Consider the following 22,273-nt stretch of genomic DNA (forward strand, 5'->3'; position numbering starts at 1 on the left):
GGTCCCATGCAACTCGTTGCAAAGAGCGTTAGTGGGCAACAGCAGCGGCGCCGTGCTCGTCGATCAGATGGCCCGTGTAAAAACGGTCCAGCGAAAACGGCGCGTTCAGCGGGTGCGGCTCATCCTTCGCGATCGTGTGCGCATAGGCCCAACCTGAACCGGGCGTCGCCTTGAAACCGCCCGTGCCCCAGCCGCAGTTGAAATAAAGCCCCTTCACGTCGGTCTTGCTGATGATCGGGCAGGCATCCGGCGACACGTCGACGATGCCGCCCCACTGGCGATTCATCCGCACGCGCGAGAACACCGGGAACATTTCCACAATCGCTTCGAGCGTGCCTTCAATAATCTGGAAGCTGCCGCGCTGGCCGAAACCCGTGTATTGATCGACGCCCGCGCCGATCACCAGATCGCCCTTGTCGGACTGGCTGATGTACGCGTGCACCGCGTTCGACATCACCACCGTATTGACGACCGGCTTGATCGGCTCAGACACCAGCGCCTGCAATGGATGGCTCTCCAAAGGCAACCGTATGCCGGCCATGTCGGCGAGCGAGGACGTATTGCCTGCCGCCACCACTGCGACTTTCTTCGCCTTGATGAAACCCTTGGTGGTATCCACGCCGATCACCTGGCTGCCGTCACGACGAATCCCCGTGACCTGGCAGTTCTGCACGATATCCACGCCGGCCTGATCCGCGCCGCGCGCGAAACCCCAGGCCACCGCATCGTGCCGGGCCACGCCGCCGCGCCGCTGGATCGACGCACCGAGCACCGGATAGCGGCTGTTCAGATTGATGGTCGGCTCGATTTCCTTGATCTGCTCCGGCGTCAAGAATTCCGCATCTACACCGTTCAGCCGGTTTGCATTCACACGACGTTCGGTGTCACGCACGTCCTGCAGCGTATGCGCGAGGTTCATCACGCCGCGCTGGCTGAACATCACGTTGTAGTTGAGGTCTTGCGACAGACCCTCCCACAGCTTCATCGCTTTCTCATAGAGCGCGGCCGATTCGTCCCACAGATAATTCGAGCGCACGATGGTCGTATTGCGTGCGGTATTACCGCCGCCGATCCAGCCCTTCTCCAGCACGGCGATATTGCGCACGCCATGCTCTTTCGCGAGGTAATAGGCAGTGGCGAGACCATGCCCGCCGCCGCCGACGATCACGACGTCGTACTCACGCTTAGGCTCGGGGCTTTTCCACTGACGCTCCCAGTTCTCGTGATACGACATCCCGTTGCGCAACAGGCTGAATATCGAATAGCGGCTCATCGTTGGTCCTTTGGGTCCTGTTGTTACTCTTTGATTCCTGACTCGTTCAACACTCGATGACGTTCACGGCGAGGCCGCCGCGCGACGTCTCCTTGTATTTCGTCTTCATGTCCGCGCCGGTTTCGCGCATTGTCTTGATCACGTTATCGAGCGACACGTAGTGCTGACCGTCACCCTTCATCGCCATGCGCGCGGCGTTCAGCGCCTTGATCGCGCCCATCGCGTTGCGTTCGATGCAGGGAATCTGCACGAGGCCGCCGACCGGGTCGCAAGTCATGCCGAGGTTGTGTTCCATGCCGATTTCGGCGGCGTTTTCGACCTGGGTCGGCGTGCCGCCCATCACAGCCGCGAGTGCCGCGGCGGCCATCGAGCACGCAACACCGACCTCGCCCTGGCAGCCCACTTCGGCGCCTGAGATCGAGGCGGTTTCCTTGTAGATGATGCCGATCGCAGCCGCCGTCAGCAGGAACGTAACGATGCCCTCGTCGTTCGACGCATGCATGAACTTCACGTAGTAATGCAGCACCGCGGGAATCACGCCGGCTGCGCCGTTGGTCGGCGCCGTGACGACGCGCCCACCCGCTGCGTTTTCTTCGTTCACGGCCATGGCGTAGAGATTGACCCAGTCGAGCATCGACAGCGGATCGCGCAGCGACTCTTCGGAATGCGAACGCAATTGCGCGCACAGGTCGGCCGCGCGGCGCTTCACGTGCATCGGACCGGGCAACTCGCCACGCCCCTTGCAGCCACGTTCGACGCAGGCCGACATGGCGCGCCAGATCACCAGCAGCCCTTCGCGCACGTCCTGTTCGGTGCGCGACGCGCATTCGTTGCGCAGCGTGATCTCTGCGATCGACAAGCCCGTTTCACGGCAGACGCGCATCAGATCGTCGCCCGTGCGAAATGGAAACGGTACTTCCGCGCCGGCGCGCAGGCCATTGACGCGGTCGCCTTCGCGGTTGATCACAAAGCCGCCGCCGATCGAGTAATACTCTTTCTCCACGAGCAACTGCCCGTTTTCGTCGAAAGCCTGAAAACGCATGCCGTTCGGATGCACGATGCTCGAACCGGGCGCGCCCGGCATCAGCTTGCGAAAAAAGCCGAGGTGTTCGCGTTCGTCGAATTTGACCGGATGCTTGCCGAGCAGGACCAGTTGCTTCGTTTCGCGCATCGCCCGCAGACGCGGTTCGATCAGGTCCGGGTCGATCAGATCGGGCAGATTGCCTTCGAGGCCGAGCAGCACCGCCTTGTCCGTGCCGTGCCCCTTGCCGGTCGCGCCGAGCGAGCCAAACAGTTCGACCTTGACGCGGCGCACGAAGCTCAGCAGATTGGCGTCTTCGATATGCGAGGCGAAGCGGCACGCAGCGATCATCGGCCCGACGGTGTGCGAGCTGGAGGGACCGATGCCGATCTTGAACAGATCGAAGACGCTGACGTTCATGACGTGCCTTATACGTTGCGATGCATGGGTTGTCGGGTTTGGCTTGAACTAACCCCTATTGCACCGCACGTCAAATTGGACCGATAGAATAAAAACGGCATGACAGTGGGATAGTGGCGTCAAGCGGGCCGCCGGCAAAGCGCGGCGGCGGATTTGCGATGACTTCTGACGCATTTGCGACAGGCGCGCAGGTTGCGGCTGGCGATGCTGGTGGTGCTGAAACGGCCCGAATGAGTGGCCCGATCATTGGCCCGTTAAAGCGGACGCTATTCCCGGTGCTATGCTTGTTTCAACCCTTTTCCCTTGCTGGCTGCGTGCATGAATTCCGCTGAACCGCTTCCCCTTCAATCGATTGACGGCACCACCAAGCAGCGCATCCGCTTCGGCATCATCCTGCTGCCGAACTTCACGCTGACGGCGTTCTCGGGGTTCGTCGACCTGCTGCGCCTGTCCGCGGATGAAGGCGACTTCAGCAAGCCCGTGCGCTGTTCGTGGAGCGTGATAGGGGAAACCCTCGCCCCGGTGCGTGCGAGTTGCGGGATCCAGATCACGCCGTGGGAGACGTTCGACAACGCCGAACCGTTCGATTACGTGGTGGTGGTGGGCGGCCTGCTGCATTCCGGGCCGGCCGCGAACGATGCGACTCTGGCCTTCATCCGGCGCGCCGCCGCTACCGATGCGACGCTCGTCGGCATGTGCACCGGCGTGTTCTCGCTGATGCGCGCGGGCGTGCTGGAAGGCCACCGCATCTGCGTGAGCTGGTTTCACTACTGGGATTTCATCGAGCGCTTTCCCTCGGTCAATGAGGACGCGCTGGTGGCGGACCGCTTGTTCGTGATCGACCGTCGGCGCATTACGTGCTCGGGTGGGCGGGCGTCGATCGACGTGGCGGCCGCGATTCTGCTGCGCCACTTTGAAACGGCCACGGTGCAAAAGGCGCTACGGATTCTGCTGGTCGACGATATGCAGAAAGGCAATGCGCCGCAACCGCATCCACCGGGGCTGGCGCCCGCCGCGCATCCGAAGGTGAAGCGCGCGATTCTGCTCATGGAGCAGCATGTGGGGCGTTCACTGTCGCTCGACGAACTGGCGCGCAAGCTTGATCTGTCGCCGCGTCAACTCGAACGGCTCTTCAAGGCGCAAACCGGCAAAGCACCGCAGGCTTATGCGAAGCAGGTGCGCTTGCGCACGGCCGCCTGGCTGCTGACGAGTTCAGATAAAACGGTGGCGGATATCGCGTCGAGTTGTGGCTTTTCCGATGCCTCGCATCTGGGACGCGAATTCCGCAAGCAGTTCGGCCTGCCGCCGATGATGTACCGCGAGCAACGCGGCACGGCGGCCGAAGTCGACGAGGGCTCCGGCTATGACGAAACTTTTCCGGGGCGGGCTCAGGCGATTTGAGCGTGGCGTTTGTCGACCGGTCTTACAGCCCCACTTTCGCGCCGCCGGAACGGCGCGAAAGCCCAAACCCTCAAGCGTCATTTACCCGCTACATAAGCCTTCACAGCCGGCAACCCGTCCTTGCCGTCAAACGTCTTCACGCCCGCAAGCCACTTGTCGAGCACGCCTGGATTCGCCTTCAGCCAATCCTTCGCGGCCTTGTTCGGATCTGTCTTGTTCATGATCGGCAGCATCACGTGGTTCTCGATATCCGTCGTGAAGTGCAGGTTCGACACGAGCTTCGCGACATTCGGGCAGCGCGTCGAGTAATCGTTCGGCACAACCGTCAGCACTCTGGCTTCGCCGTAGTTGGGGCCGAACACGTCGTCGCCACCGGACAGATAATCGATCTTCATCTGCACGTTCATCGGATGCGGTTCCCAACCGAGGAACACGATCGGCTTCTTGTCGCGAACCGCGCGGTTCACTTCGACCAGCATGCCCGCCTCGCTCGACTCCACCAGCTTGAACTTGCCCAGGCCGTACTGGTTGCTGTCGATCATTTTCTTGATCAGCGCATTGCCGTCGTTACCCGGTTCGATGCCGTAGATCTTGCCGTCGAGCTTGTCGTAGTTCTTCGCGATATCGGTGAAGGTTTTGATGCCCGCCTGATACGCGTAGTCAGGCACGGCCAGTGTGTATTTCGCGCCGGTCAGATTCGGCGCAGGCAGCACGGTAAGCTGACCGGCCTTCCTGAACGGATCGATCATCGGATCCATGGTCGGCGACCAGTAGCCGAGGAACACGTCGATCTGCTTGCTCTTCACACCCGCGAAAGTGATCGGCACCGAAGCGATTGTCTTGGTCGGCTTGTAGCCGAGTCCTTCGAGCACCGTCGAGGCGAGACCCGTAGTCGCCGCGATATCGGTCCAGCCAACATCGGCGAACCGGACGTCCCGGCAGGTGGCCGGTTCCACGGCAAAAACGGGCGATACCGACAGCGCGCACAACGACGCAGCCAACAAACGTTTCATGGCGTTCCCTTTGGGTGATTGATGCTTCACTGGTTTTAATAATCGGATTTTCAAAGTGCGGCTTCTTGCGTCGACTTCATTGGCGTCAACTCACTCATGCAGACTCATCTACGCAGACAACCGCCGCTCGACGCTCGGCGCATGACCGAACTGAGCGCGATAGGCCTTGCTGAAATGACACGGCGAATGAAAGCCGCACACAGCCGTTACCCGCGCGATCGACGCATCCGTATTGCGCAGCAGTTCACGCGCACGACGCAAACGCAGGGTCAGGTAATAGTGCGTTGGCGACACGCTCAGAAACATCTTGAACATGCGCTGCAAATGACGTTGCGACAGGTGCACGAGCCGCGCGAGCTCATCGAGCGATAGCGGCTCTTCGATATTCGCTTCCATCAGGCGCACCACTTCGATCAGTTCCGCACGCGAGAAGCCAACCCGCGCGTCGACGGGAATATGCTGGTAATCGGTCGAACCGCGAATCCGCTCGACGATGAACTGCTCGGACACTTGCGCCGCAACTGCATGACCGAGGCGCATGCCGACCAGTTTCAGCATCAGATCGAGCGGTGCGGTGCCGCCGGTACAGGTCATCCGGTCACGGTCGATCACAAACAGTTCATCGGCAAAACGCACATGCGGATAACGCTTGTGCAGCGGTGACATGTCTTCCCAATGCACGGTACAGCGATACCCGTCGAGCAGATTTGCAGCCAGCAACGCGTACGGTCCCGTGCAAATGCCGCCAAGCGGAATGCCTTTCGACGCAACGTCCTGCAGCAATGCGATGACCGTATCGTCCACATAATCGCGCACATGCCAGCCGGCGCAGACGATCAGCACATCCGGCGTGCCCGCTTCGGCCAGCGTCGTAGTCGGCTTTACGGTGATGCCGTTGCTCGCTCGCGCCGGTTCGCCGTCCGGCGTGATCACGGACCACGTGTAGTGCTGCGCGCGGCCCACGTAGTTGGCCATGCGCAGCACTTCGACCGCGCTCGTGAACGCGATCATCGAAAAGTTCGGCAGCGTCAGAAAGCCGAAGTGCGCGAGCCTGGACAGCGGCGACTCGGATGGAACCTCGACAGGAGAGATCGCGTCGCGCTTCATAGGCGGCTCAGCCGTGCTGCGCCGCCGGCGCCCTGCGCACCTTCATGACACTGCGCAAGCCCGACAGCAACGGCGCCCGCGCGGTGCCCGGCGTGCGACCAAAGCTTTCCGTGATGCGGTCGAGAATGATCGCGAGCATCACCACTGAAAGTCCGCTTTCGAAGCCGAGTCCGATATCGAGCCGCTGAATACTCGCCAGCACGTCATTGCCGAGACCGCCCGCGCCCACCATCGAGGCGATGATCACCATTGAGAGCGCCATCATGATTGTCTGGTTCACGCCGGTCATGATCGACGGCAGCGCGTTCGGGAACTGCACCTTGTAGAGCAACTGCAAGGGCGTGCAACCGAACGCCTGCCCTGCTTCAACGATTTCGCGATTCACATGCTTGATGCCGAGCGACGTCAGGCGCACAGCCGGCGGCATGGCGAAGATCACCGTGGAAAGAATCCCCGGCACGCGGCCGAGACCGAACAGCATCGCCGCCGGGATCAGGTAGACGAACGCCGGCATGGTCTGCATCAGGTCGAGCACGGGGCGCACGATCATTTCGACGGTGCGGCTCTTCGCGGTCCAGATGCCGAGCGGCACGCCGAGCAGCAGACTGATCAGGGTCGACGAAAGCGTGAGACCAAGCGTGATCACCATCTGATCCCAGAAGCCCGTGCCGTAGATCAGCAGCATCGCCAGCAAGGTGAACAGTGCGAAACGCCAGCCCACCCGCCACAAACCGATACCGACGAAGAATGCCATCAGCGCCCACATCGGCACGGCTTGCAGGCCGTGCTCGATCAGCGCGGCAAAACTCTCGATGACCTTGCCGATGGAATCGAACGTTGCTGCGTCGTGGTCGAGCAGGTAGTGAACGCCGTGGTCGACCCAGGCGCCAAGTGGAATGACTTCAGACATGGGAACCTCGATGGCGCGTGAGAACGTTCAGTACGTTCGTCTTGTTGACCGAACCGCAGTAGGAGCCGTCCGCTTCGACGACCGGCAGCGGCGCGCGGCTCGCCACCACGCGTTCCACAACGTCGTCGAGAGGTGTCGTACGGCGGATGCATTCGATGTGATTGAGCTGCGGCGACGCGCTGCCCATCGCATCGCGGCACACGAAGCCGCGGATCTTGCGCTCGCCGTCGAGCACGAACGCGTATTCGGCGCTGCCGTTCAGCGTAGCGGCCACGCTCGAGGCGTCGATCTGCGGCGAATGCTGCATGAGTGGCACGGCGTCCGTCTGCATCAGGTCGCCGGCCGTCAGATAGCGGCTGGTGTCGATGCCTTCGAAGAATGCGCGTACGTAGTCGTCGGCGGGATTCGTGATGATCTGCTGCGGCGTGCCGATCTGCACCACCTTGCCGCCTTCCATGATCGCGATCCGGGTGCCGATACGCATCGCCTCTTCCAGATCGTGCGAGACGAACAGGATGGTGCGCTGCTGCTCGCGTTGCAGTTCCAGCAACACGTTCTGCATTTCCTTGCGCTTGAGCGGATCGAGCGCGGAGAACGCCTCGTCCATGATCATCAGCGAGGGGTTGACCGCCAGCGCCCGCGCAAGCCCCACGCGTTGCTGCATACCGCCCGACAACTGGGCCGGCAACTTTTCAGCGAACGGCGCGAGGCCGACCTGCTCCAGCACGGTCATGGCGCGCTTCTCGCGCTCCTTCTTGCCGATGCCCGCCACCTCCAACCCGAACGCCGCGTTGGACAGCACCGTGCGCTGCGGCATCAACGCGAAGGACTGGAACACCATGCTCATGTCCTTACGGCGCAGCGCTGTCAATTCCGAGCGCGGCACGCTGGCCACGTCACGGCCGTCGATCAACACCTTGCCGGCGGTCGGCTCGACGAGACGATTGATCAGGCGAATCAGTGTCGACTTGCCGGAGCCCGAGAGGCCCATCAGCACGAAGATCTCGCCTTCCTTGACTTCGAACGATACGTTATGGACGCCGACTATCTGACCAGTGCGCGCGAATACTTCCTCTTTCGTAGCGCCTCCTGCCAGCATGCCGATCGCCTGTTTCGGGTTGGTGCCGAACACCTTGCACAGCCCTTCGACCACGACCTTGGGGGAATTCATTGAATGCTCTCCTATGTCGGCCGGTGTTGGCGCTTTAGCTGTCGGCCAGAGTTAGCGCTTCAGCGCTTACTTTGGTCCCATGCAAAGCACTTACTCCGGTCCCATGCAAGATAGTTGTTGCAGTGGCGGACGTCCGTCCGCGCTGTGCATACATAGTTGCCAGAAAAAAGTATGCCTAGCCGACTATTTGCGACAACCACATGTGGAAATGCGACACCGGTTTCGCGCGGGCGCCGCCAGATGGCGGGCAAACCCTTGCTGGATAAGGTTTTTCGGGGTGCAGGGGTGGTCAGGCGGGCATGTCGCGCCAGAGCAAGTGAATGCGATCTGGCGGAGAAAACAGGTGTGTCGGGGAAGTGGAAGGCGCACTTGCCGCAGTGCAGCAGGCGTGCAGTTGCTCAGCGGTCGCCGTTGCACACTCGTGGGGGCGTCTGATGATCAATGAATTGGCGCTCAATTGCGTGCGCGAACAGCCTGCAGCAGACGGTCCGCCCGCGAAAAATACCAGATCGCAATGCCGCCCAGCACCGGGTACATGCACCACAGGCGCGCGAGCGCCCAAGCTTCAGCAGAAAAACCCATTGCATTCCCCGATCAACGTGGATATCAGTCAGCAAAATTCGAAACGGCACGACCGGGCTATTAATTGCCGGTTCGTGACGAAAACAGCGTCGCTGATTTTGCGTGCAGCGGGAAGAAACCGGAGGTCTAGCCGGTTTATGGTGCACGGGAATCATTACGGCAACCTTAAGGCTGCTCGGCGTTACTCCGTGTTACCAATCTCGCATCCCTCTTGCACCTGCAAACCGCGGCCCTGCCTACACTGCGCAGCATCTTCACTATCATCGCCTGCAATCGTCAGGCGACACGAAAAAACATGCGCAAGAACCTATTATCAGCGATTCTCGGCGGCGCGCTATTAGTGGCTTCCACGGTCGCTTGCGCCCACGTCGACGTGGGCATCGGCATTGGCATTCCCGGGCCGGTTTTCGTGCCCGCGCAACCGGCCTATATCGCGCCTCCGCCGGTCGTCTACGCGCCCCCACCCGTCGTGGGATATGGCTATGGCTACGGCGATGACTGGCGTGCCCGTGAATGGCACGAGCGGCAGGAATGGCGCGAACGGCAGTGGCGCCACCATGAGCATGAGGAGCACGAGCGCGAATGGCACGAGCGTCACGGCTGGGATGGGGATTGAGACAAATGAAGTAACGGCTGCGCAAGGCAAGCCCTGGTGCCGGCATCGGCCGCGCCACGGCTTGTGCTTCAAAACGTGGAAGAAAGTTGTTTGAGCGCCCCTAAGGAGAAGTTAAGCAAAGCTGCTTATTCTGTGGACACGCATCGACCGGAATGGCCGGCGCGGCACCATCACTCTATTGGAGAACCACTATGAAAGCACTCAAACACATCATGCTCATTGCTTCGATCGTCGCTATCCCGACCCTGTCATTTGCCCAGCAGGTAAACACACCGATGAACGACACAACGGCAGCACCTGCCGTCTCGATGCACGACACGCAGAACAATCAGTCGGGCGCGCAATATCAGCAGCCTTCGCACAAGACATCTGGATACAGTGACAGCTCGGGTTATGGCGGACCGGCCACAAGCTTTTCGCAATCCTCAACGATGCATTTCGCGGGCAAGAACTCGCGATTGTTCAATCATTGAATACGCACGATGATGCCCTGCACTTCCGCGCTGTCCATGACTCGCAGCAAGTCAACGGACAAAAATCAGCGCGGGAGCAAGGCATATTTTCAATCCGGAGATCAACCAGAAACCCGCAAGATCATTGCGGCGCGGGAGCCGCCCGATATCCTCGCCGGCCAATAGCCAGGGCGAGCATGGCCGATACTGCGAGACTCGCCGCCACGACATAAAGTCCGGCTGCATATCCCCCCGTCACGCTCTTCAGCCAGCCAATTGCAAACGGGCCGACGAAACCGCCAAGGTTGCCGATCGAGTTGATCATGGCGATACCGGCCGCCGCGCCGGCACCCGAAAGAAAAGTACTCGGCATGGCCCACAGCGGCGCCTTGGCCGCACTAATGCCCACGTTCACGAGAATCAGCGCCAGCACCACCGCAATGATCGTATCCGCAAAACCCGCCCATGCGAGCCCAACGCCCGCCACAACGCACGGAATCACCACATGCCACGTGCGTTCGCCAGTGCGGTCCGAATGGCGAGCCCACATCACCATGCCAATCACGGCCAGCACGCTGGGAATCGCATTCAACGCCCCAGTGCCAAGCGCGCTAAAGCCGAATTGACGAATGATCAAGGGCGCCCATAACCCGAGCGTATAAAGACCCGCAGACGTGCCGAAGTAAATCATCGACATGATCCACACGCGCGGGTCGCGCAATGCCGCGAGCGCACCTGCCGCATGTCCTGCCTGCGATTCACGTCCCGCGCGTTCTTCGCGCAAGGTCGCGACGAGCCACGCTTTTTCATCCGCGGCAAGCCACGTCGCCTTTTCTGGTGAATCGGTGAGTGCTTTCAAAACCACGAACCCGAGAACGACGGCAGGAATCGCTTCGATGATGAACAGCCATTGCCAGTCTTTCAATCCGAACAGGGCCGGCATCTGCATGATGGCGCCTGAAATAGGCGACCCGATTGCCGTCGACAAAGGCGCTGCCGCCATGAATGCCGCCGCCGCGACCGCGCGCTGCCGTGCGGGAAACCATTGGCTGAGGTAAAGAATGATGCCGGGAAAGAAGCCGGCTTCGGCCACACCGAGCAAAAACCGCAGCGTATAGAACGAGTTCGGTCCGACGACAAACGCGGAAGCCGCCGACACCAGGCCCCACGTCACCATCACGCGTGCAATCCAGATACGCGCGCCCACCTTGTTCAGAATGAGGTTCGAAGGCACTTCGAATAGAAAGTACCCCAGAAAGAAAATGCCGCCGCCCAGCCCGAACATGGTCGGCGAGAGTCCGAGGTCCTTGTTCATCGTGAGCGCGGCGAAGCCGACGTTCACGCGATCGAGAAAGCTGACAAAGTAAAGCAGCATGACGAAGGGCAAAATGCGCCACGTCAGCTTGCGAACCACACGGGCTTGCAATTCATTGGTCATGCCAGTCTCCGCTTTCTGAATCGCCCGTGACGTGGTCGTCCGGGCGTTATGTTTTTGTGTCATGCGTACGTGCATTGCGCGCTGCTCGCTGCATATCGCGCGCTGTGCATTGCGCGTTAAGCCGCTTTGAACTCTGCCGCCGGTTCCGCTGCGAGGATTGCGCAGACCGCATCGGTCACCTGTACGGTCGTGGCCGTGCCGCCGAGGTCGCCCGTGTGCAGTGCCGGGTTCGCCGTGATGCGTTCGATTGCATTCATCAGTTGCTGCGCAGCGGCCGTCTCTCCGAGATGCTCGAGCATCATCACAACTGACCAGAACGTGCCGACCGGATTGGCGAGACCCTTGCCCATAATGTCGAACGCAGAGCCGTGAATCGGCTCGAACATCGAGGGATAACGGCGCTCGGGGTCCAGATTCGCGGTCGGCGCGATACCGAGGCTGCCGGCCAATGCGGCTGCCAGATCGCTCAGAATGTCCGCGTGAAGATTCGTGGCTACGATCGTGTCGAGCGTGGCCGGACGGTTGACCATGCGGGCGGTTGCGGCGTCGACGAGTTCCTTGTCCCATGCGACGTCGGGAAACTCCTTCGAGACTTCCAGGGCAATCTCGTCCCACATGACCATGGCGTGCCGCTGCGCATTGCTCTTGGTGATCACCGTGAGCAGCTTGCGTGGCCGCGACTGGGCGAGTCGGAACGCGAAACGGAGAATGCGTTCGACGCCCGCGCGGGTCATCATAGAGACATCGGTGGCGACTTCGATCGGATGGCCCTGGTGCGCGCGTCCGCCAACGCCGGAATACTCGCCCTCCGAGTTCTCACGAACGATCACCCAGTCGAGATCCTTCGGCCCGCAGCGCTTTAACGGTGCGTCGATGCCGGGAAGAATGCGGGTGGGACGCACGTTCGCATACTGATCGAAGCCCTGGCAGATCTTCAGGCGCAAACCCCAGAGCGTCACGTGATCGGGAATATGCGGATCGCCCGCGGAGCCGAACAGAATTGCGTCCTTGTGGCGGATGGCATCCAGTCCGTCGGCCGGCATCATCACACCGTGCTGGCGGTAAAAATCGCCACCCCAGTCGAAATTCTCGAACTCGAACTGGAAGGCATTGCTTCGCGCAGCGATAGCTTCGAGAACGCGTTGTCCCGCTGGAACGACTTCCTTGCCGATGCCGTCGCCTGGAATGGTTGCGATGCGATAGGTCTTCACTGGCGTCTCCGTGATATTGAACGTATGGCTGCATCCTAGAACGAGTAGCGCTCATGAAAACGCTGCTAGACTCAAAGCATCTTTAACCTCAGGTTAATAATGAGTGGCTCGCCGGGCTGCTCGTTGCCTCACTCACCATGACCTCGTCGATACATCCGGACGACCTCGCCTTCTTCTCCACGCTCGCCGCGGGCGGGAGCCTGACTGCGGCCGCACGCGAACTCGGCTTGAGTACCGCGGCCGTGAGCAAGCATCTGTCGCAAATGGAATCGCGCGCGGGCGTATCGCTCGTCAACCGCACGACGCGGCGCATGAGCCTCACGCCGGAGGGCGAACTCTATCTGACGCGCGCACGGCGCATCCTGGGCGAAATGGACGACCTGGCGCAGTTGCTCGGCGGCTCGCAAGCGGTGCCGAAAGGTCTGCTGCGCGTGAATGCAACGCTGGGTTTCGGCCGCAGTCACGTGGCGCCGCTGATTTCCAGGTTTGTGCGGCGCTTTCCCGAGGTGGACGTGCAGTTGCAACTCTCCGTCGACCCGCCGCCAATCAGCGACGACGCCTTCGACGTATGCGTGCGCTTCGGCGAACCGCCGGATGCTCGCGTGATAGCGCGCCGGGTCGCGTCCAATCGGCGGCTGCTTTGCGCGTCACCTGCGTATTTCGCCAAACAGCGCGCACCACGCAGTCCGGCAGAACTATCGCAACACAATTGCATCGGCATTCGTCAGGGCGACGACGGCTACGGGCTATGGCGTCTGACCAGCGGACGCGGCGCAACCGAAAAGACCGAGACAGTACGCGTGCGCGGCAACCTCACCACCAATGACGGCGAGATCGCGGTGAAGTGGGCACTGGACGGCCACGGCATTCTGATGCGGGCGGAATGGGATATCGCGGAGTATCTCGCCGACGGCCGCCTGATTCATGTACTGCCGGAATACCGCACACCGGGTGCCGATATTTACGCGGTGTACCCGCAACAATTGCAAATGACGGCGCGGGTCAAGGCATTCGTCGACATGCTGATAGAGACGTTTGGAGCGCGTTGAGTCAGCCTCCTCATAGTTCTGCAATGCAGAACTATGGTGTCAAGCACCCCGTCGTCAATTCAAACCGGATAATTCCGCCAACTCCTTTGCATTACATAGCCTTACGGCACAAATCAAGCACGCGCATAGCGCCAGGTGTTTTCCCTATTTTGTCCTGCATTGCAGTCCAAACGAGCGATTTCCCTCGTTGACATAGAACGAACGGTCGTGCCAAATTGCGCCTGCATCCTGTGCGCAAGCATGCGATCAATGAGTTCATAGCAGCGCCGAGCCGCCCCAGCGATCAGGAGACAACCCAGCAGGCAACCGGACACAAGGCGCGCACCAGCAGACCCACTATTTCGCATCCCTTATCAGATTGCGAAGGCTCGTTATCGCCTGTTGAAATCGTATCGCGCAACAGATCGCCAGAATCTTGCAGCACACGCATTACTTCGCCAGTTCAATTGATTTCAATAAACAAGGAGACACGAAGCATGCCGGCAAGTCATCGCAATCGGGTTGGAGCCATTCTCGGATTAGCAGGCGCGTGCGCATTGGGCGCCGCCCAGTGCGCCCATGCGCAAAGCAGCGTCACGCTGTACGGTATCGTCGACGCCTCTCTCCTCTACACCAGCAAAACACTTAACGCGACGACCGGCCAGAGCGCGGGTCACCAATACTCGTTCACCGACAGCGGCCTCTCCGGTTCGCGCTTCGGCATGCGTGGCGCCGAAGATCTCGGCGGCAGCACGCGCGCGATCTTCGAACTCGAAAGCGGTATCAGCATTGCCAACGGTTCGCTCAGCAATTCGAACGGCAACGAATTCGGGCGGCAGGCGTGGGTCGGTATCGACAGCCGCTACGGCACGGTCAAGGCCGGCTTGCAGTTCTCGCCCTTCTTCCTCGCGGTGTACGACTTCGATCCGCGCGAGATGTCGTACTTCGGCAGCGGCCTCGTCACCTACCTCAATAACGTCTATGTGACCGGCCTGTTCAACCCGAACGGCATTTCGTACACGTCGCCGGAAATCGCCGGCTTGCAAGCCAGCGCGATGATGGCATTGGGCGGCACAGCCGGGGATTTTCAGGCGGGGCGCCAGTACTCGGCGAGCCTGCGCTACCACCTCGGCTCGCTGACGGTCGATGCCGCGCTCTACAGCGGCAACGCCGGTGGCAGCGCTGCCTCGATCGCAATTCCAAGCGTGGTCGAATTCGACGGCCGGGCAATCGGCGCCAGCTACGTGTTCAACAGCCTGACCGTGAAGGCCTCGTACGTACAGTACAAGGTGGCCGGTTCGTTCAACGATCGCGTCTATTCAGGCGGCGCCAGTTATCGCATCACACCCGCACTGAACGTCGACGCGGGCGTGTGGGTGACGCGCGACGGGAACAACTCGTCGAACAATTCGATACTGGCGTCCGCCGGGCTTGAGTATTCGCTGTCGAAGGCCACTGTGGTGTACGGGCAAGGCGGCTTCGTAACGAACCACGGCGCGATGCACACGGGACTGTCCGTCAACAATGCACTGAACGAAGCCACGGGCACAACGGCCGGCGTGAACGTCGGTATCCGGCACATGTTCTAGCAGGTGCGGAACGCGAGATGCCGGCGTGCCGCGCGGGCGGTGCGCCGGGTCATGCGAAATGGCGGCCCTATTGATCGTAGCCAGAATTACGCCGCGTCAAACGCCGCAGCAAGCCTGGCCACACCAGATCGGCGCCCTTGCCTTTGCTGACCTGGCGCGCCTGCTCGCCCATTGTCTCGATGATCGACTGCGGCACTTCGATCAGCTTGCCGCCTGCTTGCGCGAGGATCTGGATACGACATGACGTTTCGAACAGATACATGGCCTGAAACGCTTCGGCGACGGTACGTCCGCAGGTCAGCAAGCCGTGATTGCGCAGCATCATGTAGTTGGCGTTACCGAGATCGCTGACCAGCCTCGCCTTTTCCGCGTCGCGCAGCGCGACACCTTCATAGTCGTGATAGGCGAGGTTCGTCAGCACGAAACCCGATTGTTGCGACAACGGCAGCAAACCTTCTTCTTGCGCCGCGACTGCGACGCCATAGGCCGTATGCGTATGCAACACACAGTTCACGTTGGGCCGCGCTTCATGCACGGCGCTATGAATCACGAAACCGGCAGGATTCACGTCGAACGGCGTGGGCATGACGGGGTGCCCCTCGTGGTCCACCTTGACCAGACTCGACGCGGTGATTTCCTCGAAGAACAGGCCATACGGATTGATCAGAAACTGGTGCTCGTGTCCCGGCACGCGCGCCGAAATATGCGTGAACACCAGGTCGTCCCAACCGAACAAAGCCACCAGCCGGTACGCGGCAGCAAGGTCGACCCGGGCCTGCCACTCCTCAGGGGACACCATCTGACGAACGCTGGGGATATCGAGTGCGGAGTTCATGGGCGGGACACCTCGAGAAAGCGAAGAACATCATGTTGACGGCCGCGTTGCGAAACACTCGCGCCGGGATATGTCGAGCATATGTCGAGCGCGTGAGCGGCGGGTTAATTTCTGCATTGCAGAATACTGGGGCGTGCAAAGTGAAGTCAAGCCGACTTTCCATTTTCGCCGATGCTGCTCGCGCACGTGATCGACAAGCCGTCGATCCATGCTGAATACAAGCAACGGTGCAGTTCTTTTGCAATCGGTATATGGCGCGTCCAACGTGCCCGCCGGGAGCGCGAGCGATCTAAGTGACTTCCCTAATAATCTGCAATGCAGAACAAGCAAATGGAAAAACCTGTTGACGCAAAGTGAACGATCGTGCCAAATTTCTCTCACGCCACCGCACATGGCTGTTTGCAGTTTGCTGCCGGTGCGTGCGCGTTTCAAACCGTCGACAACCGTCGATAACAGTCGCCGGATTCGAGCAGCGGCTGTTGTCCCGTCCGTAGTCAGGCGTGCGGCGAAGCGTCCCCAGAAGCACGGGTGACCATTGCGCGGCGCGCCTCCGTTGGAGGGTGTAAAAGCGTGGATATGTTTTTGCAGCAGTTTCTCAACGGCTTGACGCTGGGCGGCATCTACAGCCTCGTCGCACTCGGACTCACGCTGGTCTACGGCATTCTCGCGGTGCCGAATTTTGCTCACGGCGCGTTCTACATGGTCGGCGCGTTCGTCTCGTTCTACCTGATGAGCCGGTTCGGCTGGAACTACTGGCTCGCCATGATCGGCTCGGGCGTCGCGGTCGCCGTGCTCGCGATTCTCGCGGAGCGGCTGGTGTTTCATCCGTTGCGCAAATCCTCCGAATTGCATCCGATGATCGCCGCGATCGGCCTTCTGCTATTTCTCGAAGCCGGCGCGCAAGCGATCTGGGGCGCGGATTTTCACCGCATGCCCACACCCTACGCCGGGATCATCGAACTGGGCGGCGTGACCGCACCGCTGCAGCGCCTGCTGATCATCGGCGCCGCGTTCGCGCTGGTGGTGCTGCTGCAGCTCTTCCTCAAATACACGGTGATCGGCTCGAGCATCATCGCGATGGCGCAGGACCGTGAAGGCGCCTCACTGATGGGCATCGATGCCAACAAGGTGACGATGCTGACCTTCGGCATCTCGGGCCTGCTCGCCGCCGTGGCGGCCACGCTGTACGCACCGATCAACCTCGTCTATCCCGCGATGGGCCAACTGGTGATCCTGAAGGCCTTCGTGATCATCATTCTCGGCGGCATGGGCAGCGTGCCGGGTGCAATCGTGGGCGGACTGATCATCGGCATGGCAGAGAGCTTCGGTGCCTTCTACATCTCGACCGACTACAAGGACATCATCGCCTTCGTGCTGCTGGTGGTGATTCTGTCGGTTCGTCCTCAAGGACTGTTCACCAGGGAACTGCGCGCATCGTGAGATCAGTCATGAAATTATTCGAGAGCAAGCTGGGGTGGACGCTGCTGTTCGTGCTCGGTCTCGTGTTTCCGTTTCTGGCCACCAACGACTACATGCTCACCGTGATGTCCACCGCGTACATCTTCGCGCTGGCCACCGTCGGGCTGAATCTGATCACCGGCTACACGGGGCAGTTCAATCTCGCGCACGGCAGCTTCATGGCGGTGGGCGCGTACACGGTGGGCATTCTCACGGTCGATCACCAGGTGCCGTTCTGGCTCGCGTTTATTGCCTCGGGCTTCGTCGTCGCGATACTGGGCGCGCTGGTCGGCCTCGTGTCGCTGCGCCTGCGTGGCCATTACTTTTCGATCTTCACGCTGTGCGTCGGCTACATCATGTTTCTCGTGATCGAGAAATGGGACAGCCTGACGCACGGCGTCACGGACATTGTCGGCATTCCAGCACCTTCGGGTTTCGGCATCGTCTCGTTTGAAAATCCGCGGCCGCTCTACTACCTGGTGTTCGCGTTTCTGGTGCTCGGCGTGTGGCTGATGCATCGGATCGTCAACTCGCTGCTCGGCCGGACCTTCATGGCGATCCGCAATAGCGACGGACTCGCGCAGTCGCTCGGCATCAACCTGATGCGCAACAAGGTGCTGGCCTTTGTCCTGTCGGTCATCTATGCGGGGCTCGCGGGCGGTCTCTATGCGGGCTCCGTGCGCTTTCTCGCGCCGGATCTGGCCGGCGTCGACCATACCTTCGACATGACGATGTACATGCTGGTGGGCGGCATCGGCACCCTCGCCGGCCCGCTGCTCGGCGCGCTCGCTATTCCATGGCTCACACAGTATCTGCAGTTTTTGCAGGAGTACCGTTTCGTTGTGTTCGGCCCGATCCTGATTCTGCTGGTCATCTTTCTGCCGAACGGTATCGTCGGTTTGTATATGGCGAGAAAGAGCCGGCGCGCGAAACTTGCAACGCCGAAGAACGGCATCGTCGCGCGTCAATCGCAGCCCACGCGCGGAGACCGTCATGCTTGAAATCGACTCGCTCAGCAAACACTTCGGCGGCCTCATCGCGGTAGACGACGTCAGCACGCATATCGAAGCAGGGAAGATCAACGCGATCATCGGGCCGAACGGCGCGGGCAAAACCACCTTCTTCAATCTGATCAGCGGCACCCATCTGCCGAGTTCAGGGCGCATCGTCTTCAAAGGTCAGGAGGTGACAAAGCTGGGCGCCGATCAGATGGCGCGCCTCGGTGTGGCGCGCACATTTCAATCCACCGCGCTGTTCGACCGGGCAAGCGTGCTCGACAACCTGATCGTCGGCCACCGGCTACGCACACGTTCGGGGCTGTGGGACGTACTGACACATTCAGCACGGCTCAAGCAGGAAGAACGCATTTGCCGCGAGAAGGCGCGCGAGGCTTTGGACTTCGTCGGCTTGTCGGCAATGGCTGAACGGATGGCCGGCGATATCTCGCAGGAAGAGCGCAAACGTGCCGCTGTGGCGCTCGCGCTCGCCACCGAACCGAGCCTGATGCTGCTCGACGAACCGGCGGGCGGCGTGAATCCCGAAGAGACCGAGGGCCTCGCCGAACTGATCCGCAAGCTGGTCAAACACGGCGTGACCGTGTGCCTTGTCGAACACAAGATGAACATGATCATGAAACTTGCCGATCGCATCATGGTGCTGAACTACGGCAAGAAAATCGCCGAAGGCACACCGGCCGAAATTCGCGCGAACCCGGCCGTGATCGACGCTTACCTGGGGAGCGAGCATGCTGAAGTTTGAGAACATCGCGCTCGATTACGGCAGTTTCCGCGCGCTGGACGGCATCAATCTGCACGCGGACGACGGCGAACTGGTGGTACTGCTCGGCGCCAACGGCGCAGGCAAGAGTTCGATCTTTCTCGCGACGAGCGGCCTGCGCCGCGCCGCGAGCGGCAGCCTGCGGCTGGGAACGCGCGAGTTGCTCGGCATGACGCCGGCGCAGATCGTACGCAGCGGCGTGATCCAATGCCCTGAGGGCCGCAAGCTGTTTCCTGGCATGTCGGTGCTGAAGAATCTCACGCTCGGCGCCTACGTGCATCGCGGCGACAAGGCCGGCAATCAGCGCAATCTCGACCAGGTGTTCTCGCTATTTCCGCTTCTGGCCGAACGCAAGGACCATCCAGCCGGCTCGCTGTCCGGCGGACAGCAGCAGATGGTGGCGATCGGCCGCGCGATGATGGCCCGGCCCAAGGTGCTGCTGCTCGATGAACCGTCGCTCGGGCTCGCACCGCTGGTCGTCAAGCAGGTGTTCGAGGTGATCCAGCAGATCAATCGCGCGGGCACAACCGTACTGCTCGCCGAACAGAACGCGTTCGCGGCGTTGAAGATCGCGCACCGTGCGTATGTCATCGAGAACGGCCGTATCGTACTCGAAGGCGATCATGCGAGTCTGATGAACAACGAAGCGATCCGGCGCGCTTACGTCGGCGGCTGAACGAATTTGATGCACGGCCCGCGCAACGAGACCGTGAGCGCGGGCACATTTTATAAATCAAAGGAGACACGTATGACGATCAAACGCTTGTGCGGACGGGCCGGCCTGTGCGCGGCAGTCGCCACGACTGCGCTCCTGAGCTCGGGCGCCGCGATGGCGCAGCAGGTGGTGCATATCGGCTACTCCGGTCCGTTGAGCGGCGGCGCGGCGAAGTACGGCCAGGAAGTGCTCGAAGGCATGCAGATGGCCGCCGCCGACGTCAATCAGGCCGGCATCGAAGTGGCCGGCAAGAAAATCAAGCTCGACATCGTGCCGCTCGACGACAAGTACAACCCCGCCGAAACCGCGATCAACGCGCGGCGTCTCGCGCAGGAACAGCAGGCCGCCGTGGTGCTCGTGCCGCATTCGGGCGGCGGCTTTGCGGTGCAGACCAGCAACGAGCAACAGAAATTGCTGTTGCTCTCGTACACCAGCGTGCCGCAGATCAGCGAGCGCGGCAACAAGCTCACGGTGCGCATTCCGCCCGCGTTCACGTCGTATCTGAACGCCTTCATCAAGTACGAAATGGCGACGTACGGCAAGAAGGTTGCGCTCGCCGCCACCGATACCGACTACGGCAAGGTCTGGGTCGCCGCATTCAAACCCGCGTGGGAAGCAGCAGGCGGCACGATCGTCGCGGACAACGCCATGTCGTATAACCGCGCCACCGATTTCTACAGCGGCGTGAGCCGCGTGCTGGCGGCCAAGCCCGATGTGATGTTTATCGGCGGTCCGTCCGAGCCGACCGGCCTGATTGCGCAGCAGGCGCGCGAGTTGGGCTTCAAGGGTGGCTTTATCGTGATGGACCAGGCCAAGCTCGACGAAGTGGCCAAGGTCACCGGCGGCTATGCGGCGCTGAACGGTGCGATCGGGGTATTGCCGTTGGCCAACGACGACACGCCGAACGCTAAAATGTTTGTGGAGCGCTTCCGCAAAACCCATGGCGGGCGGGACCCGAGTCAGGAGGTATCGCTGAACTACACCGCCGTCTACGCGACGGCACTCGCGATGAAGCTGGCCGGCAGCGTCAGCGACGCGACCGCGATCCGCAATCAGTTCGACAAGGCGGTGAAGGCATTGCCGCCGCAGGCGAATCCACAAAGCGTGACGGGCGTCGACGATCACGGCGGCTTCGTGATCGGCAATCCGGTTGCGGCCGTGGTTCAGGGTGGTCAGTTGAAGTCGGCGGTGCTGAGCTCGCTGACAGCCGCGAAGTGACGGTGCGATAGAGAAAGGCTAAAAAAGGCGCCGTGATTTTCACGGCGCCTTGTGCTTTTGAGGCCTTGCGTATTTCAAGCCTCGTGTTTTCGAGGCCGGCGCTTCCGCCGACTCCCTGGCTACCCCTTCAACGCCTCGATTATCTGTGCCCGAACTTCAGGCCGCTCGGCAAACGGATCGGTCGGATTGCGCGGTGTGACGATATCCTCGGCGCGCGTTTTCACGGCACCCAGCGCATGCGGATGTGAAAAGATATAGAACTGCGCTTCACGGATCGCATCGAACACCATCGCCGCGACCTGCTCCGCGCTCACTTTCCCCGAACTCACTGCCTTCTCGCTCATTGCACGCGATACACGTTGCGACAAGGTCGGCGGCGTGTCGTTGTCCAGTTCCGACGGACGATTGCGATGCGCCTTCGCGATACCTGTTGGCACAAAATACGGGCACAGCACCGAGCACGCCACCTGCTGCGTGACCAGCGAAAGATCCTGATACAGCGATTCGGTCAGTGACACCACCGCGTGTTTCGATACGTTGTATGGACCCATCATCGGCGGATTGAGCATGCCCGCCATCGAAGCCGTATTGACGATGTGGCCTCGATAGGCCGGATCGCGTTTGGCAGCTTCGAGCATGAGCGGCGTGAAAGCCCGCACGCCATGAATCACACCCCACACGTTGACGCCGAGCAACCATTGCCAGTCGCGTTCGGTGTTCTCCCAAATGAGGCCACCGCTGCCGCCTACGCCTGCGTTGTTGAAGACCAGATGCACGCCGCCGTAGGTGTCGAGCGTGGCGCGGGCCAGCGCGTCGATTTCCTCACCCTTCGCGACATCGACGTGGCGCGCGATGGCCTGCGCGCCGGCTGCGCTCACCTCGGCGAATGTTTCGTCGAGCGCGTTCTGTTGCACGTCGGCGAGTACGAGGCGCATACCGAGCTTCGTGCCGAGCCGTGCGAATTCACGGCCAAACCCGGAGCCGGCGCCGGTGATTACCGCGACCTTGCCTTCAAAATTGTCCATGCCTTGTCCCATTG

At 61.1% G+C, this 22,273-nt stretch carries 21 protein-coding genes; 10 read left to right on the forward strand and 11 right to left on the reverse strand.

The window, feature by feature from the left end; all coding sequences use genetic code 11:
• Positions 1 to 28: 28 nt before the first annotated feature.
• Positions 29 to 1,273: a sarcosine oxidase subunit beta family protein gene (locus PQR40_RS18795; RefSeq protein ID WP_408225059.1), complete on the reverse strand. Its 1,245-nt coding sequence runs from the start codon at positions 1,271 to 1,273 to the stop codon at positions 29 to 31.
• 46 nt (positions 1,274 to 1,319) lie between these two features.
• Positions 1,320 to 2,714 (reverse strand): L-serine ammonia-lyase, encoded by a 1,395-nt coding sequence (locus PQR40_RS18800; RefSeq protein ID WP_408339058.1) that lies wholly within the window; start codon positions 2,712 to 2,714, stop codon positions 1,320 to 1,322.
• A gap of 318 nt (positions 2,715 to 3,032) precedes the next feature.
• On the opposite strand from PQR40_RS18800, the gene PQR40_RS18805 reads away from it, so the two are divergent.
• A complete protein-coding gene (locus PQR40_RS18805) occupies positions 3,033 to 4,115 on the forward strand; it encodes a GlxA family transcriptional regulator (RefSeq protein WP_408339060.1) in 1,083 nt (360 codons plus the stop codon).
• Positions 4,116 to 4,192: 77 nt separating this feature from the next.
• On the opposite strand, the gene PQR40_RS18810 is transcribed toward PQR40_RS18805, so the two are convergent.
• From PQR40_RS18810 to PQR40_RS18830, 5 genes are all read right to left on the reverse strand, one after another.
• Complete coding sequence (locus tag PQR40_RS18810) at positions 4,193 to 5,128, reverse strand: choline ABC transporter substrate-binding protein (protein ID WP_408339062.1); 936 nt, start codon at positions 5,126 to 5,128, stop codon at positions 4,193 to 4,195.
• Between the two features lie 108 nt (positions 5,129 to 5,236).
• Positions 5,237 to 6,235 (reverse strand): GlxA family transcriptional regulator, encoded by a 999-nt coding sequence (locus PQR40_RS18815; protein WP_408509553.1) that lies wholly within the window; start codon positions 6,233 to 6,235, stop codon positions 5,237 to 5,239.
• Positions 6,236 to 6,242: 7 nt separating this feature from the next.
• Positions 6,243 to 7,145, reverse strand: a complete 903-nt coding sequence (gene choW / locus PQR40_RS18820) for a choline ABC transporter permease subunit (RefSeq protein ID WP_408225074.1) — start codon at positions 7,143 to 7,145, stop codon at positions 6,243 to 6,245.
• Positions 7,138 to 8,316 carry a quaternary amine ABC transporter ATP-binding protein gene (locus PQR40_RS18825; RefSeq protein ID WP_408225077.1) on the reverse strand — a complete coding sequence of 393 codons (1,179 nt, stop codon included), beginning with the start codon at positions 8,314 to 8,316 and terminating at the stop codon, positions 7,138 to 7,140. Before PQR40_RS18825 ends, choW begins: the two co-directional genes overlap by 8 nt.
• Before the next feature lie 453 nt (positions 8,317 to 8,769).
• Positions 8,770 to 8,898: a hypothetical protein gene (locus tag PQR40_RS18830; RefSeq protein ID WP_408225080.1), complete on the reverse strand. Its 129-nt coding sequence runs from the start codon at positions 8,896 to 8,898 to the stop codon at positions 8,770 to 8,772.
• 295 nt (positions 8,899 to 9,193) lie between these two features.
• Between PQR40_RS18830 and PQR40_RS18835 the strand changes: the two genes are divergently transcribed.
• Entirely contained in the window at positions 9,194 to 9,514 is a 321-nt protein-coding gene (locus PQR40_RS18835) for a hypothetical protein (protein ID WP_408339066.1), read from the forward strand.
• Positions 9,515 to 9,705: 191 nt separating this feature from the next.
• The gene (locus PQR40_RS18840) at positions 9,706 to 9,987 is read left to right on the forward strand and encodes a hypothetical protein (RefSeq protein ID WP_408225086.1); all 282 of its coding nucleotides are present in this window, start codon (positions 9,706 to 9,708) and stop codon (positions 9,985 to 9,987) included.
• Positions 9,988 to 10,108: 121 nt separating this feature from the next.
• Here the strand turns inward: PQR40_RS18840 and PQR40_RS18845 are convergent, their stop codons facing one another.
• A complete protein-coding gene (locus PQR40_RS18845) occupies positions 10,109 to 11,404 on the reverse strand; it encodes an MFS transporter (protein ID WP_408225089.1) in 1,296 nt (431 codons plus the stop codon).
• A 116-nt stretch (positions 11,405 to 11,520) separates the two neighbouring features.
• On the reverse strand, positions 11,521 to 12,615 hold the full coding sequence (locus tag PQR40_RS18850) for a tartrate dehydrogenase (RefSeq protein ID WP_408225092.1): 1,095 nt from the start codon (positions 12,613 to 12,615) through the stop codon (positions 11,521 to 11,523).
• 137 nt (positions 12,616 to 12,752) lie between these two features.
• On the opposite strand from PQR40_RS18850, the gene PQR40_RS18855 reads away from it, so the two are divergent.
• Both PQR40_RS18855 and PQR40_RS18860 read left to right on the forward strand, forming a co-directional pair.
• A complete protein-coding gene (locus PQR40_RS18855; RefSeq protein WP_408225095.1) occupies positions 12,753 to 13,664 on the forward strand; it encodes a LysR family transcriptional regulator in 912 nt (303 codons plus the stop codon).
• 476 nt (positions 13,665 to 14,140) lie between these two features.
• Positions 14,141 to 15,232, forward strand: a complete 1,092-nt coding sequence (locus tag PQR40_RS18860; protein WP_408225098.1) for a porin — start codon at positions 14,141 to 14,143, stop codon at positions 15,230 to 15,232.
• Between the two features lie 67 nt (positions 15,233 to 15,299).
• Here the strand turns inward: PQR40_RS18860 and PQR40_RS18865 are convergent, their stop codons facing one another.
• On the reverse strand, positions 15,300 to 16,067 hold the full coding sequence (locus PQR40_RS18865) for a class II aldolase/adducin family protein (protein WP_408225101.1): 768 nt from the start codon (positions 16,065 to 16,067) through the stop codon (positions 15,300 to 15,302).
• A 576-nt stretch (positions 16,068 to 16,643) separates the two neighbouring features.
• On the opposite strand from PQR40_RS18865, the gene PQR40_RS18870 reads away from it, so the two are divergent.
• The 5 genes from PQR40_RS18870 to PQR40_RS18890 all read left to right on the forward strand — a co-directional run bounded on the left by PQR40_RS18870 (position 16,644) and on the right by PQR40_RS18890 (position 21,234).
• Positions 16,644 to 17,507, forward strand: a complete 864-nt coding sequence (locus tag PQR40_RS18870) for a branched-chain amino acid ABC transporter permease (RefSeq protein ID WP_408225287.1) — start codon at positions 16,644 to 16,646, stop codon at positions 17,505 to 17,507.
• A gap of 8 nt (positions 17,508 to 17,515) precedes the next feature.
• Complete coding sequence (locus tag PQR40_RS18875) at positions 17,516 to 18,526, forward strand: branched-chain amino acid ABC transporter permease (protein ID WP_408225104.1); 1,011 nt, start codon at positions 17,516 to 17,518, stop codon at positions 18,524 to 18,526.
• Complete coding sequence (locus PQR40_RS18880) at positions 18,519 to 19,283, forward strand: ABC transporter ATP-binding protein (RefSeq protein ID WP_408225107.1); 765 nt, start codon at positions 18,519 to 18,521, stop codon at positions 19,281 to 19,283. Before PQR40_RS18875 ends, PQR40_RS18880 begins: the two co-directional genes overlap by 8 nt.
• Entirely contained in the window at positions 19,270 to 19,977 is a 708-nt protein-coding gene (locus PQR40_RS18885; protein ID WP_408225110.1) for an ABC transporter ATP-binding protein, read from the forward strand. The genes PQR40_RS18880 and PQR40_RS18885 overlap by 14 nt, the downstream gene beginning before the upstream one ends.
• A gap of 72 nt (positions 19,978 to 20,049) precedes the next feature.
• Positions 20,050 to 21,234, forward strand: coding sequence for an ABC transporter substrate-binding protein (locus PQR40_RS18890; protein WP_408509554.1), 1,185 nt, complete (start codon positions 20,050 to 20,052; stop codon positions 21,232 to 21,234).
• A gap of 119 nt (positions 21,235 to 21,353) precedes the next feature.
• Here PQR40_RS18890 and PQR40_RS18895 read toward each other — a convergent pair whose 3' ends face one another.
• Complete coding sequence (locus tag PQR40_RS18895; protein WP_408225116.1) at positions 21,354 to 22,259, reverse strand: SDR family oxidoreductase; 906 nt, start codon at positions 22,257 to 22,259, stop codon at positions 21,354 to 21,356.
• Positions 22,260 to 22,273: the final 14 nt, after the last annotated feature.

This window comes from Paraburkholderia sediminicola, from assembly GCF_046026855.1.
Lineage (GTDB): Bacteria > Pseudomonadota > Gammaproteobacteria > Burkholderiales > Burkholderiaceae > Paraburkholderia > Paraburkholderia sediminicola_A.